The following is a 12,031-nucleotide window of genomic DNA, read 5'->3' as shown; positions in this document are numbered from 1 at the left end:
CACGGTACCAACCGAAGGTCCGCTCAGGCTGAGTCCGCGTCGGCCGAGTGAGCCGAGGGACATCCGATGCCCGTGGGCGCGCCGTCGGGCAGGGTCTTGGCGAGGATCCGGCCGAGCTCGAGGAGATCCTCGTGCCCGACGACGTCCAGCAGATGGTCGCGCACCGAGCGCACATGCGTGGGCGCGGCCTGCTCCAGCAGGGCGCGGCCGGCCGCGGTGAGCTGGGCCTGGCGGCCGCGCCCGTCGGAGGCGCAGCGCACGCGCTCGACGATCCCGCGCTTCTCCATGCGGGTGATCGTGTGGGTGAGGCGCGAGCGCGAGTGGACCACCTGGTCGGCGAGGTCCGACATGCGGATCGAGCCGTCGTCGGCCTCCGAGAGGCGCACCAGGATCTCGTACTCGCCGAGCGTCAGGTCGATCTCCGAATCGGCCTCGAGCGCCGCGGAGAGGTTCTCCGTGAGCAGGGTCGTGGCGTAGAGGAACTGCCGCCACGCCTGCTGCTCGGACCGGGTCAGCCAGAGCTCCTCGGGCGTCGAGGCCCGCTCGTCCCCCGCCTCCGCCGGCGACGCGCCGGCCGTCTTCGTCATATCGCTTGCCATCATGACCTCCATCACGTTTGCTGATGACCGGGCTCTGCGCCCTCTTGCATCATCCGGGATTCTAGTTTAGCTTTCAAGCACAACCGGTTCGACGCGGCACGGCACACAGGCCGACCGCATCCCGCGGACCGGGATCCGACCCGCACCAGAAGGAGTCTCCCCATGAGCGACCTCACCCCCGGCACCTGGACCCTCGACGCTTCCCACACCTCCGCCGGCTTCACCGTGCGCCACGCCGGCATCTCCAAGGTGCGCGGCCACTTCGGCGAGGTCGAGGGCTCGCTGACCGTCGCCGAGGGCGGTGCGCTCTCCTTCGCCGCGTCGCTGCGCGTCGACTCCGTCTCCACCGGCAACCCGGACCGCGACGGCCACCTCAAGAGCGCCGACTTCTTCGACGCCGAGAACTTCCCGGAGATCACCTTCGTGTCGACCTCCGTGCAGGGCGACGAGCTCGTCGGCGACCTCACCATCCACGGCGTGACCAAGCCCGTCACCCTGAACCTCTCCTACGAGGGCGCCGCCACCGATCCCTTCGGCACCTACCGCGCCGGCTTCACCGCCGACCTCAAGATCTCCCGCAAGGAGTTCGGCCTGACCTGGAACGCGGCCCTCGAGGCCGGCGGCGTCCTCGTCTCCGACGAGGTCAAGATCGCCATCGAGGCCGAGTTCACGGCGCCCGCCGCCGCCTGATCCCGCTCTCCCCCGAGCTCCGCGCCGGGCCCGGAGGCCGCCCCCGGCCCCGGGACCGCTGCGCGATCCACGGGCCGTCCGCCGTTCGGCGGGCGGCCCGTCGTCGTTCCCCTCCGCACCTCCCCCACGACTAGGCTTCGCAGCATGTCCGCTCCGCGCATCCCCGCTCCGACCGACCCCGACGCCCGGGTCCTGTTCCTCACCCGCGAGGGCTGCCATCTGTGCGACGAGGCGCTGCCCGTCGTGCGCGCCGAGGCGGACCGCGCCGGCACGACCGTCGAGGTGCGCGACATCGACGAGGACGAGCGACTGCGCGCCGACTGGGACTACGACGTCCCGGTGATCATCGTCGACGGCGCCGTCCATGCGAAGTACCGGGTCGAGACGGAGGCCCTGCGCTCGGCGCTCTCCCGCCGCAGCCTGTGGCGCCGCCTGCTGCGCCGCTGACTCCCGCTCCCTCGCGGGCGCGGCCGGCCCCTCGACCCGCTCGCAGGAGACGAGGACGGTCCGCAGCACGAGCCCCGCGCCGAGGAGGAGGCCGAGCAGCGCGCGTCTCCTCATGCCTCTCCCCGTCCGTTCCCCGTCCGTCCGCTCGTCGGCCTGCGCGCTCCGGCGCATGCGGCTCTGCACGCTCCCGGCGCCTCCCGCGGCGGACAGAGAACGACCCCCGCGGATCTGGTCCGAGGGGGTCGGGAGCCGGCCCTGACGAGCGCCGCCGACGGCGCCGCAGGTCGGGGCGTCAGCTCACTTCTTGTTGCGACGCTGGTGGCGCGTCTTGCGAAGCAGCTTGCGGTGCTTCTTCTTCGACATGCGCTTGCGACGCTTCTTGACGACAGAACCCATGGGTGCCTCTGTTCTGCAGGCCGGAGGCCTGCTGGTGGTGCGGCGGAGTGAGATGCGCGGCCCGCGGATGCTCCACAGCGGTAGTGCGCGGGTCCGGCGCCACGGTCGACCAGCGATTCTACACGGGAGAGCTGGGCCTCACCCCTCCGGCGTGTGCGAGATCGCTCGCAGCCGCGGAGGCCGCCTCCAGGCGCTCGTCGACCTCGGCGACGACGAGCGCCTGCGCGACCTCGCGCACGCGCCCGCGCAGCACCCGTCGGGCGCGCCGACGATGCCCGGCGCCGACGGCGACGGCGATCGCGGTGCCGGCCGTGGCCAGCAGGATCCCGACCGCGATGCCGAGGACGATGAGGGCGGTCGGCAGCGGGACCGGCACCCCCAGCCCCTCGAGCATCGGCAGGGGCAGGGAGGGCATGCCGAGGAAGGCGAGGCCCGCGTTCAGGGCGAGCCAGCCGAGCCCGACGACCGCGGTGAGCAGCGCGATCCACTGCAGCACGTCCAGCAGCGGCCACCACGGGGCGCGCTCCCCCGCGCGCAGATCGGCCTCGGCGACGGCGCGGTCGAGCGCATCGGGCAGCTCGTCCTCGCGGGCGCGGGCGGCGCGGCGCAGGTCCGCGCGCCAGGGGTCGGTGCCGCCCGCGGAGGCGGCGTCGGCGAGGCGCCGCACGCCGCCCGAGGCGCGGGCGCGGGCGGCCGCATCGGGGGCCGGCAGCGAGGTCCGCTCGAGCTCGGCGCGGTCGCGGCCGGTGCCGATGCCCAGGCGGCGCAGCGGGTCGGGCCGCAGCCTCCGCAGCCAGCGCACCGGCGGCCAGCCGACCCGGCCCTGCGCGCGGTACCGGTAGGAGGCGCCGACGGCGGTCGCGACCGGGTCGATGCGGGCGGCGACGGAGAGGTCCTCGACGAGCGCGTCGACGGCGGCCGCGGGGATGCGCCCCGGGAGCCCGGCAGGGTCCGCGGCGGCGAGCAGGCGCGTCGCGGCGCCGGCGACGTCGGCCCGCTGCCGGGCGGCGACGGCCTCCCGTCCGCGGGCGATCCCCGCGATCCGGTCCCGCAGATCGTCCAGGCCCTCGCCCGTGCGTGCGGAGACCCCCAGCACGGGGGCGGAGGCGAGCCCGTCGGCGCGGATGATCCGCTCGAGGGAGGCGAGCACGCCCTCCCGCTCGTCGGCACGCAGCCGGTCGAGCTGGTTGAGGACTACGAGGGTGACCGCATCGTGCCCCGCGAAGGGCGCCGCGAACTCGCGGTGGAGCACCGCATCGGCGTACTTCTGCGGATCGGTGACCCACACGATCACGTCGACCATGCCCGTCATCCGCTCGACGATCGCGCGGTTGTCGGCCTCCACGGAATCGAAGTCCGGGAGGTCCAGCAGCACCAGGCCGGGGAGCCCGGCGCCCTCGTCGGCGGCACCGCGGGCGGCGGTCTCGCGCGCGGCGGTCTCGAGAACGGCGCCGCTGCCGTCGAGCAGGTGCCGGTCCTCGACGCCGAGCCAGTCCAGCAGCGCCTCGCTGCCCGCTTCGCCGAGGACCGCGGCGACCGGTGCGCCCGTCGTCGGACGCCGCACCGCCGCCCGCGAGATCTCGCGGCCGACGAGCGCGTTGACGAGGCTCGACTTCCCCGATCCGGTCGCGCCGAAGACGCCGACGACGGTGTGCTCCGCCGAGAGCGCGCGCCGACGGTCGATCCGGCCGAGGGTCTCGCGCACCGCCGCGACCTCGCCGTCCGGGGCGACGCCGTCGAGGGCGCCGACGGCCCGCTCGAGCGCCGCGATCCGCTCGGCGAGCGGGACCGCCGCCTCCCCGCGGCGCCGACCCCGACCCCGGCCCCGGCGAGCGCCGCCGTCCCGGGGGCTCATGCCGCGCCCTCGCGGATGCCGCGGGCGAGGTCCTCGAGGGCCGCGGCGTCGGCGTCGAGGGCGTCGGCGCCGCCGCCGAGGCCGAGCTCGTCGAGGCGGGCGTCGAAGACGGCGACCCGCGCGTCGACGAGGGCGTCCAGGCGCGCGGTGAGCTTCTCCCGGGCGATGCGGGCCATCCGGCGCACGGCCTCGTCGCCGAAGATCGTCTCGAGCAGCTTCTGGCCGACGACGGCGGTCGCGGCGCCGGCCCCGACCTCGAGGCCTGTGGGGATGAAGGCGGTCGAGGCGAACACGACGATCATGAGGGCGACGCCGACGGCGTTGACGCCGAGGGACAGCACGCGGGCCTTGGTGCGGCGGTCGGCGCCCTCGGAGCGGACCATCTCGAGCACATCGCCCTGCCAGGCGCGGACGGCCGCGGAGGCCTCGTCGCCGAAGCCGTCGGGCAGGCGGGAGAGGTCCCGACCCTCGACGAGGGAGCGCCCGGCGGGCGAGGCGCGCCAGGCGCTCTCGGCACGCTCGGCGCCGCGCGCGGACTCGTCGATGAGGACATGCACGAGGCCGGTGCCGAGGGCCTCCTCGGCGGCGACGGCCGGGGCCGTGCGGCCGGTGAGCGCCATGCCGATGCGGTCGCGCAGGCGCGAGACCACGGTCTCGACGCCGCGGAGGAACTCGCCGGTGCCGACGACGTCCTGCCAGCGCGCGAGGACCTCGCCGCGCAGCAGGGAGCCGTCGCCGACGGCCTCCTCGATCCGCGCCCGGGACTCGGCGAAGGCGGCGGCCGCCTCCTCCCGCAGCCGCTGCTGCTCGGCCTCCTGGGCCCGCGCCCCGGCGGCGATCCCGCGGGCCGAGCCGGCGAGGGAGCCGACGGCGCCGGCGAGGGTGCGGCGGGCGATGCGTCCGCGGCCCTCGGCATCGGAGGCCAGGGCGGTCAGATGCTCGCGCAGCGCGGAGATCGCCGTCTCCGGCAGCAGCCGGTCCTCCCCGAGGTCGGTCTCGGGCACGAGCAGCAGACGGGTCGCGGGCACGCCCTCGCGCGCGAGCATGGCGCGGAGGTCCTCCTCGAGCTCCTCGGCGACGCCGGGCACGTCGGGGATGCGGTTCATGACGACGTCGACGGTCACGTCGCGGGCGGCGGCGGTGCGCAGCACCTCCCACGGGATGGCGTCGGCGTAGCGGTTCGCGGTGGTGACGAACAGCCAGAGGTCGGCCGCGCGCAGCAGCTGCCGGGCGAGCTCGCGGTTGCCGATCGCGACGGAGTCGATGTCGGGCGCGTCCAGCAGGGCGAGGCCCCGCGGGACCGCCTCGAGGGAGCGCAGCTCGAGGCTCGTCGACGGTGCGAGGTCCCCTTCGGCGCCCGTGCCGTCGGCCCCGCCGGTCCCGTCGCCGCCGCGGACGCGGGCGAGGCCCGGCAGGATCCGACGCCCGGTGAACCAGGCCTCGTCGGCCGGATGGTGCAGGAGCACCGGGCGGCGGGTCGTCGGGCGGATCGCGCCGGAGCGGCTGACCTCCTCGCCGACGAGCGAGTTCACGAGCGTGGACTTGCCGGCGCCGGTGGAGCCGCCGACGACGACCAGCAGCGGCGCGTCCAGCGACTCCAGGCGCGGGATCACATGATCGCCGAGCTGCGTGAGCGCGCCCGCGACCTCCGTGCGTGCCTCCTCGGCGCCGTCGACCGGCAGCGGCAGGTCGAGGGCGCGCAGGTGCTCGGCGAAGTCGTCGAGGACCGCGGTGTCGGTGCTGCTCATGGAACCTCCCGATCGCTCCGGGTCCCGCGGCCGGGGACGGTCGCGGGCAGGGATCGCGGCCATTGTCGCAGGGACGGGCGACGGAGACGGGCGACGGCGCGGCGGAGCAGGCGGCGCGGCGGAGCAGGCGGCGCGGCGGAGCAGGCGGCGCGGCGGAGCAGGCGGCGCCGGCGGAGCAGGCGGCGCCGGCGGCGGCGTCAGTCGAGGAAGGGGTCCAGGCCCCAGTCGGGGAAGGCGGCGCGGCGGGCGGCCTGGACCGCGCGGTCCAGGGGGTCCTCGGGGTCGAAGCCCTGGGTCCAGTCGCGCACGGCGAGCGGCCGCTCGTCGCCCCAGGTGAGGATCCCGGGCTCCGGGGAGAGGCCGTGGTCGGCGCGGGCGCGGGCGGCGGCCTCGAGATAGGCGGCGGGCAGGGGCGTCGTCGGATCCACGCTCTCGCCGCTGGCGACGGCGATCAGCTGCGCCCAGGAGCGCGGGACCACGTCGATGACGGAGTAGCCGCCGCCTCCGAGGGCGAGCCAGCGGCCCTCGCAGACCTCGTCGGCGACCTCCGCGAGCATCATCATCACCGCGCGCTGGGCCTCGAGGGTCACGGTGAAGTCCGCGAGCGGATCCCCGTGGTGGGTGTCGGCGCCGTGCTGGGTCACCAGCAGCGTCGGCCGGACCGCGCGCGCGAGCGCGGGGACCACGGCCCCGATCGCCCGCACCCAGCCGGCGGCGTCGGTGCGGGCCGGCAGCGGCACGTTGATCGCGCTGCCCGGGGCGCCGGAGCCGCCCGTGTCCTGGATGAAGCCGGTGCCGGGGAACAGCCGCTCCCCCGTCTCGTGGATCGACAGCGTGATCGCGCGGGGCTCGTCCCACAGCGCCCGCTCGACGCCGTCGCCGTGATGGACGTCGACGTCGACGTACAGCACCCGCTCCGCGCCCGTGTCGAGGGCGCGGCGGATCGCGAGCGCGGCATCGTTGTAGACGCAGAAGCCGGAGGCAGCGCCCGGCTTCGCATGGTGCATGCCGCCGGCGATGTTCACGGCGCGGCGCGCACGGCCGGAGAGGATCTCGTCGACCGCGGCGAGGGAGCCGCCGGCGATGCGCGCGGCCGCGGTGTGCATGCCCTCGAAGGCGGGGACGTCGTCGCCGCCGATGCCGAAGGCGATCAGCTCGTCGGGATGGGCGAGGTCCGCGGGATGCGAGGCGCGCCTGACCGCGGCGAGGAGCTCGGGCTCGTGCACGGTCAGCAGCTGCTCGTCGGTCGCGACCGGCGCGCCGATCCGTCGCACGCCCGGCCTCCCGAGCAGCCCGGCGCTGCGAGCCAGCTCGTGGGTGAGCGTCAGCCGCACCGGGGACATGGGGTGGTAGGGGCCGAAGTCGTAGGCCGCGAGGGCGTCGTCCCACACCACGGCGCAGCCGGCGGCCGTCTGCTCCGGGTCCGCCGCGTCCTTCGCCTCGTCACGCATGGATCGAAGCGTACCCATCGCGGACGGCGCTCCGGGGACGCGCCTGCGACGTAGACTGCCCGGCGCGCAGCGGGTGCGCCCTCCCGGGCGCGGTGCATCCCCGATCCCCGGGGATGCCGTCCTCGGCCCGCAGCGGGACGGCAGGCAGGAGGCGGGCCGATGATGGTCCACGACGGACCCGGTTCCGGGCTGCGCCGCATCCGACGGGCGCCGGCGCGCCAGCGCCCCGTCGGCTGGCGCCGAGCCGCCGCGCATCTGCGCCGGCCGACGCCGGTGCGTCTGGCCCTGGCGGCCTTCACGGGCCTGATCCTGCTGTTCACGCTCCTGCTCGAGCTGCCTGCGGCGACGACCGACGGCACCCGCACCCCCGTCGTCGACGCCCTGTTCACGGCGGTCTCGGCGATCTGCGTGACGGGCCTGTCGACGGTCGACACGGGCCGCCACTGGTCGACCTTCGGGCTGCTGGTCATCATGATCGCGATCAAGCTCGGCGGCATGGGCATGCTGACCCTGGCCTCGCTGCTGAGCCTGTCGGTGATGCGCCGCCTGGGCCTCGCCCAGCGCCTGAGCACCGCCTCCGAGACCCGCACCGAGCGCCTCGCCGAGGTCGGCGGGGTGCTGCGCACGATCGTGATCACCTCGACCTCCCTCGAGGTGCTCACCTTCATCACGATGACGCCGTACATGATCTCCACCGAGCACGGCACCGGACGCTCGCTGTTCCTCGGCATGTTCTACGCGATCAGCGCCTTCAACAACGCGGGCTTCGTCCCCGAGGCCGCCGGGATCGAGCAGTACGCCGGGGATCCGCTGTTCATGGTGCCGATCGCGATCGCCGTCGCGATCGGCTCGCTCGGCTTCCCCGTGATCCTCGTGCTGGTCAAGAAGTGGCGGACCCCGCACCGCTGGAGCGTCCACGTGAAGCTCACGCTGGCGACCTCCGCGGTCCTGCTCGCCGCCGGCTGGGTCGGGTTCCTCGCGATGGAGTGGTCGAACCCGCAGACCCTCGGCGCCGAGAGCCTCCCCGGCAAGCTGCTGGCCGCCGCGTTCACCGCCGTCATGCCCCGCTCGGGAGGCTTCGCGATGCTCGACGTCGGCGAGCTGACCACCGAGGGGCGCCTGTTCACCGACGTGCTCATGTTCATCGGCGGCGGCTCCGGCTCGACCGCCGGCGGCATCCGCGTGACCACCTTCGCGCTGCTCGTGCTGTCGATCTGGGCGGAGGTGCGCGGCGACCCCGACGTCGAGATATTCGGCCGGCGCATCCCCCACGACACCATCCGCCAGGCCATCGGCGTGCTCATGCTGGGGGCGACGATCGTGCTCGTGGGCACCTTCGCGCTGCTGCGGATGACGCCCTTCTCGCTGGACCAGTCGCTCTTCGAGGTGGTCTCCGCCTTCGGCACCGTGGGCCTGTCCACCGGCATCACCGGCGCCCTGCCGACGGATGCGAAGATCGTGCTGATCATCTGCATGTACGTCGGGCGACTCGGCCCCATGACCGTCGGCGCCGCCCTCGCGCTGCATTCCCGCGCGCGCCTGGTGCGCCTGCCGCGCGAGCGGCCGATCGTCGGCTGAGCCCGGCGCTCACCCGCTCTCTCCCTTCATTCCCTTCTCTCCCCTCTCTCCCCATCCATCCCCGCAGGAGGAGCCATGGCTCGCAGCAACGGCGGTCGGCAGCGGCAGCACGGCGACGGCGTGCTCGTGATCGGGCTGGGACGCTTCGGCGCCGCCCTCGCCCTGACCCTCGAGGAGCTCGGCACCAAGGTGCTGGCGATCGACGCCCGCGCCGATCTCGTCCAGGAGTACGCCCCGAAGCTGACCCACGTCGTCCAGGCCGACGCCACGCAGGCGGAGGTGCTCGAGGAGATCGGCGCCCGCGACTTCTCCGTCGCCGTCGTCGGCGTCGGCTCCTCGGTGGAGGCGAGCGTGCTGGTGGCCGCGAACCTCGTGGACCTCGGCGGCCCGGTGATCTGGGCGAAGGCGATCTCCGCCGCGCACGGGAAGATCCTGCGGCGCATCGGCGCCCACCATGTCGTCTTCCCCGAGGCCGACGCCGGCAACCGCGTCGCCCACCTCGTGAACGGGCGGCTGATGGACTTCATCGAGTTCGACGACGACTTCGCGATCGTGAAGATGCGCCCGCCCAAGGAGATCCACGGCCTGACCCTCGCGCAGTCGGACGTGCGCAAGCTGTTCGGCGTGACCGTCGTCGGCGTGAAGTCCCCGGGCCGCGACTTCACCTATGCGGCGCCGGAGACCATCGTGCAGCCCCATGACGTCGTCATCGTCGCCGGCGAGACCGGGGCGATCGAGCGGTTCTCCACGCGTCCCAAGTGACGCCGGAGGCGGGGGCATCGGAGGCGGGGCATCGGCGCCCGCGGCGCCGAGACCTCCGACGGCTGCAGCACTGGAGACGGCACTATCCGCCATAAAGTCGTGACCGAGCGGTCACCGGCGTGCGGCCTGCGCGTCCCTCGCCGTCCATCGGCCGTCGCCCTGCCGTTCCCCGACGCTTCCTAGCCTCGACGGGTCCCGATTCCCCGCCCCATCCCCCGAGGTGACCGCTTGTCCCACCCCGCCCGCACGTCCCGCGCCTGTCGGCCGCTCGCCCTCCTCGCCGGCACCGCCGTGCTCTCCACCCTCGCCCTGCCCACCGCCGCCCTCGCCGCCCCCGAGGACGAGGCGCTGCTGGACTCCTCCGCGATCGCCCCGCACGCCGCCGTCTACGGCTACTACGTCGACGTGTGGGACACCAACACCTCCGACGTCCTGGATCCCTCGGGGAACGCCGCCGTCGGCGTCCTCGACGGCATGCTGGAGATCTGGCAGCCCGGGGAGACCTGGGACTCCGGCGTCTCCCTGCAGCCCGCGGTGACCGACTCCAACATCGCCCAGTCGATCGAGATCTCCACGAGCGCGACCGACGCCCAGCAGGAGCGCGCCTACGTCATCGACCGGCGCCACCAGAACTACACGGCCACCGAGGGCCTCGGCCCCTACACGGAGGCCTACCGGGCCGCCGTCAACGCGGGCACCACGATCCCCGACGAGGTCCCCGCGGACGCCTCCACGGTGAAGTACTCCGACGAGTCCAACGAGAACGGCTCCTGGGCCGACGCCGATGGCGAGCTCGGGGCGACCGTCCAGCTCGTCGACGACATCCGCAACCACTCGGCGACCTCGAACAACGCCAAGGCGTACTACCAGTACCCGCGGCCGTACCGCTGGTCCGAGGACGTGGACCTGCCGTCCTACGCCGAGCCCCTGCGCAAGCCCGTCGAGGAGGCCGGGAGCGACGGAGGCTTCCCCTCGGGCCACACGAGCGCCGGGTACATGGCCGTCTACGGCCTCGCCCACTCGTTCCCCCAGCAGTACGACGACCTGCTGCTGACCGCGCAGGAGATCGGCACCAGCCGCATCCAGCTCGGCATGCACTCGCCGCTCGACGTGATGGGCGGGCGCGTCCTGTCGACCGCGATCACCGCCGGCGCGCTCTCCGACGACTCCCTCGACGCCGTCAAGGACGAGGCCTACGACGAGGGCCAGGCCTGGCTCGAGACCCAGGGCGAGGACGAGCCGCTGGTCGACCCCGACTACGACGCCGAGCTCGCGACCTACACCGCCTCGCTCACCTACGGCTTCGAGCAGACTGGCGCGACCGACGAGGACGTGCGCGTGCCCAAGGGCGCCGAGGTCCTCATCGAGACCCGCTTCCCCTACCTCGACGACGAGCAGCTGCGCTGGGTGCTGCACTCCACGGGCCTCGAGTCCGGCTACCCGCTGCTGGACGACGAGGAGGGCTGGGGCCGCCTGAACCTGTACGCGGCGCAGGGCGGCTACGGCGCCTTCGACACGGATGTCGCCGTGACCCTCTCGACCGCCGACGGCGGCTACTCCGCCGCCGACGCCTGGCAGAACGACATCGACGGCGCGGGCTCCCTCACCCTCGCCGGCGACGGCGAGCTCGTCCTGGCGGGCGAGAACTCCTACACCGGCGGCACCCTCGTCGAGGGCGGCCTGCTGCGCGCGGCGACCGCCTCGGCGCTCGGCACCGGTGATGTCGCGGTGGCCGGCGGCACCCTCGCGGTCGACGGCTCGCTCGTCCTCGACGGCGGCCTCGACCTCGGCTCCGACGGCGCCCTCGTCCTCGACGCCACGGGCTCCGCCGCCGGCACCGTCGCGGGCTCCGGCGCGCTCGTGCAGGTCGCCGGCGAGGCCTCTCTCGCCGGCACCGTCCGCGTGAGCGTGCCCGCGGGCACGGACCTCTCCGAGGACGTCATCCTCGTCTCCGCCGCCGCGCTGTCCGCCGATGCCGACGCCCTGCAGCTGCAGGTCGAGGGCCTCGCCGACGGCGTCGACGCCGAGCTCGCGGTGCGCGACGGCCAGCTGGTGCTGACCGCCGCCGGCGACGAGTCCGGCGAGCCCGGCACGGACGGCGAGGAGCCGACCGACGGTTCCGAGGAGCCGACCGACGGCGCGACCGCGCCCGTCGACGGCGCCGAGCCGACGACCGCTCCGGCGACCCAGCCCGCCGAGTCCGCCGACCCCGCGGGCTCCGGCACCGGCGAGGCCACGAGCGCCGCGTCCGACGGCGGCTCCTCCGCGGGCTCGGCGACCGGGTCCACGGGCTCTACCGGGTCGACCGGCTCGACCGGCTCGACCGAGGCGGGCTCGACCTCGTCCCGTCCTCAGGGCTCCCTGGCTCGCACGGGCTTCCCGGCGCTCGGCCTGGCCGCCGCGGCCGGGCTGCTGATCGCCGCGGGCGTCGGCACGACCGTGCTGGTGCGCCGCCGCGGCTGACCGGATCGGCTCCGCCCTCTCCCGGACGGCACGACGCCCGCC

The 12,031-nt window shown here is 74.7% G+C and carries 10 protein-coding genes; 5 read left to right on the top strand and 5 right to left on the bottom strand.

Annotation, left to right across the window (positions count from 1 at the left end; all coding sequences use genetic code 11):
• Positions 1 to 23: 23 nt before the first annotated feature.
• The gene (locus ACXET9_RS13310; RefSeq protein ID WP_457887129.1) at positions 24 to 599 is read right to left on the bottom strand and encodes a MarR family winged helix-turn-helix transcriptional regulator; all 576 of its coding nucleotides are present in this window, start codon (positions 597 to 599) and stop codon (positions 24 to 26) included.
• Positions 600 to 761: 162 nt separating this feature from the next.
• Between ACXET9_RS13310 and ACXET9_RS13305 the strand changes: the two genes are divergently transcribed.
• Entirely contained in the window at positions 762 to 1,289 is a 528-nt protein-coding gene (locus ACXET9_RS13305) for a YceI family protein (protein WP_457887128.1), read from the top strand.
• Positions 1,290 to 1,433: 144 nt separating this feature from the next.
• Positions 1,434 to 1,736 carry a glutaredoxin family protein gene (locus tag ACXET9_RS13300; RefSeq protein ID WP_457887127.1) on the top strand — a complete coding sequence of 101 codons (303 nt, stop codon included), beginning with the start codon at positions 1,434 to 1,436 and terminating at the stop codon, positions 1,734 to 1,736.
• 297 nt (positions 1,737 to 2,033) lie between these two features.
• Here ACXET9_RS13300 and ACXET9_RS13295 read toward each other — a convergent pair whose 3' ends face one another.
• The 4 genes from ACXET9_RS13295 to ACXET9_RS13280 form a co-directional block, all read right to left on the bottom strand.
• Complete coding sequence (locus tag ACXET9_RS13295; RefSeq protein WP_019174583.1) at positions 2,034 to 2,132, bottom strand: 30S ribosomal protein bS22; 99 nt, start codon at positions 2,130 to 2,132, stop codon at positions 2,034 to 2,036.
• A 118-nt stretch (positions 2,133 to 2,250) separates the two neighbouring features.
• A complete protein-coding gene (locus tag ACXET9_RS13290; protein ID WP_457887126.1) occupies positions 2,251 to 3,987 on the bottom strand; it encodes a GTPase family protein in 1,737 nt (578 codons plus the stop codon).
• A complete protein-coding gene (locus ACXET9_RS13285) occupies positions 3,984 to 5,735 on the bottom strand; it encodes a dynamin family protein (protein WP_457887125.1) in 1,752 nt (583 codons plus the stop codon). Before ACXET9_RS13285 ends, ACXET9_RS13290 begins: the two co-directional genes overlap by 4 nt.
• A 197-nt stretch (positions 5,736 to 5,932) precedes the next feature.
• On the bottom strand, positions 5,933 to 7,186 hold the full coding sequence (locus tag ACXET9_RS13280) for an acetoin utilization protein AcuC (RefSeq protein ID WP_457887123.1): 1,254 nt from the start codon (positions 7,184 to 7,186) through the stop codon (positions 5,933 to 5,935).
• 162 nt (positions 7,187 to 7,348) lie between these two features.
• Here ACXET9_RS13280 and ACXET9_RS13275 point away from each other — a divergent pair, with 162 nt between their 5' ends.
• The 3 genes from ACXET9_RS13275 (at position 7,349) to ACXET9_RS13265 (ending at position 11,989) form a co-directional block, all read left to right on the top strand.
• Positions 7,349 to 8,764, top strand: a complete 1,416-nt coding sequence (locus ACXET9_RS13275) for a TrkH family potassium uptake protein (RefSeq protein WP_457887261.1) — start codon at positions 7,349 to 7,351, stop codon at positions 8,762 to 8,764.
• 75 nt (positions 8,765 to 8,839) lie between these two features.
• Complete coding sequence (locus tag ACXET9_RS13270) at positions 8,840 to 9,526, top strand: potassium channel family protein (protein ID WP_457887122.1); 687 nt, start codon at positions 8,840 to 8,842, stop codon at positions 9,524 to 9,526.
• Between the two features lie 228 nt (positions 9,527 to 9,754).
• A complete protein-coding gene (locus ACXET9_RS13265; protein ID WP_457887121.1) occupies positions 9,755 to 11,989 on the top strand; it encodes a phosphatase PAP2 family protein in 2,235 nt (744 codons plus the stop codon).
• The last annotated feature ends 42 nt before the right edge of the window (positions 11,990 to 12,031 follow it).

It is taken from the genome of Brachybacterium netajii (SeqCode) (assembly GCF_054114245.1).
Note: the sequence above shows the minus strand (reverse complement) of the source record. Positions and strands in the feature narration are given on the sequence as shown.

What these genes read in the sequence shown, in the direction of transcription:
- ACXET9_RS13280 (WP_457887123.1), bottom strand. Translation starts at nt 7,186, where the DNA reads ATGCGTGACGAGGCGAAGGACGCGGCGGACCCGGAGCAGACGGCCGCC.
- ACXET9_RS13275 (WP_457887261.1), top strand. Translation starts at nt 7,349, where the DNA reads ATGGTCCACGACGGACCCGGTTCCGGGCTGCGCCGCATCCGACGGGCG.
- ACXET9_RS13290 (WP_457887126.1), bottom strand. Translation starts at nt 3,987, where the DNA reads ATGAGCCCCCGGGACGGCGGCGCTCGCCGGGGCCGGGGTCGGGGTCGG.
- ACXET9_RS13295 (WP_019174583.1), bottom strand. Translation starts at nt 2,132, where the DNA reads ATGGGTTCTGTCGTCAAGAAGCGTCGCAAGCGCATGTCGAAGAAGAAG.
- ACXET9_RS13285 (WP_457887125.1), bottom strand. Translation starts at nt 5,735, where the DNA reads ATGAGCAGCACCGACACCGCGGTCCTCGACGACTTCGCCGAGCACCTG.
- ACXET9_RS13310 (WP_457887129.1), bottom strand. Translation starts at nt 599, where the DNA reads ATGGCAAGCGATATGACGAAGACGGCCGGCGCGTCGCCGGCGGAGGCG.
- ACXET9_RS13300 (WP_457887127.1), top strand. Translation starts at nt 1,434, where the DNA reads ATGTCCGCTCCGCGCATCCCCGCTCCGACCGACCCCGACGCCCGGGTC.
- ACXET9_RS13270 (WP_457887122.1), top strand. Translation starts at nt 8,840, where the DNA reads ATGGCTCGCAGCAACGGCGGTCGGCAGCGGCAGCACGGCGACGGCGTG.
- ACXET9_RS13305 (WP_457887128.1), top strand. Translation starts at nt 762, where the DNA reads ATGAGCGACCTCACCCCCGGCACCTGGACCCTCGACGCTTCCCACACC.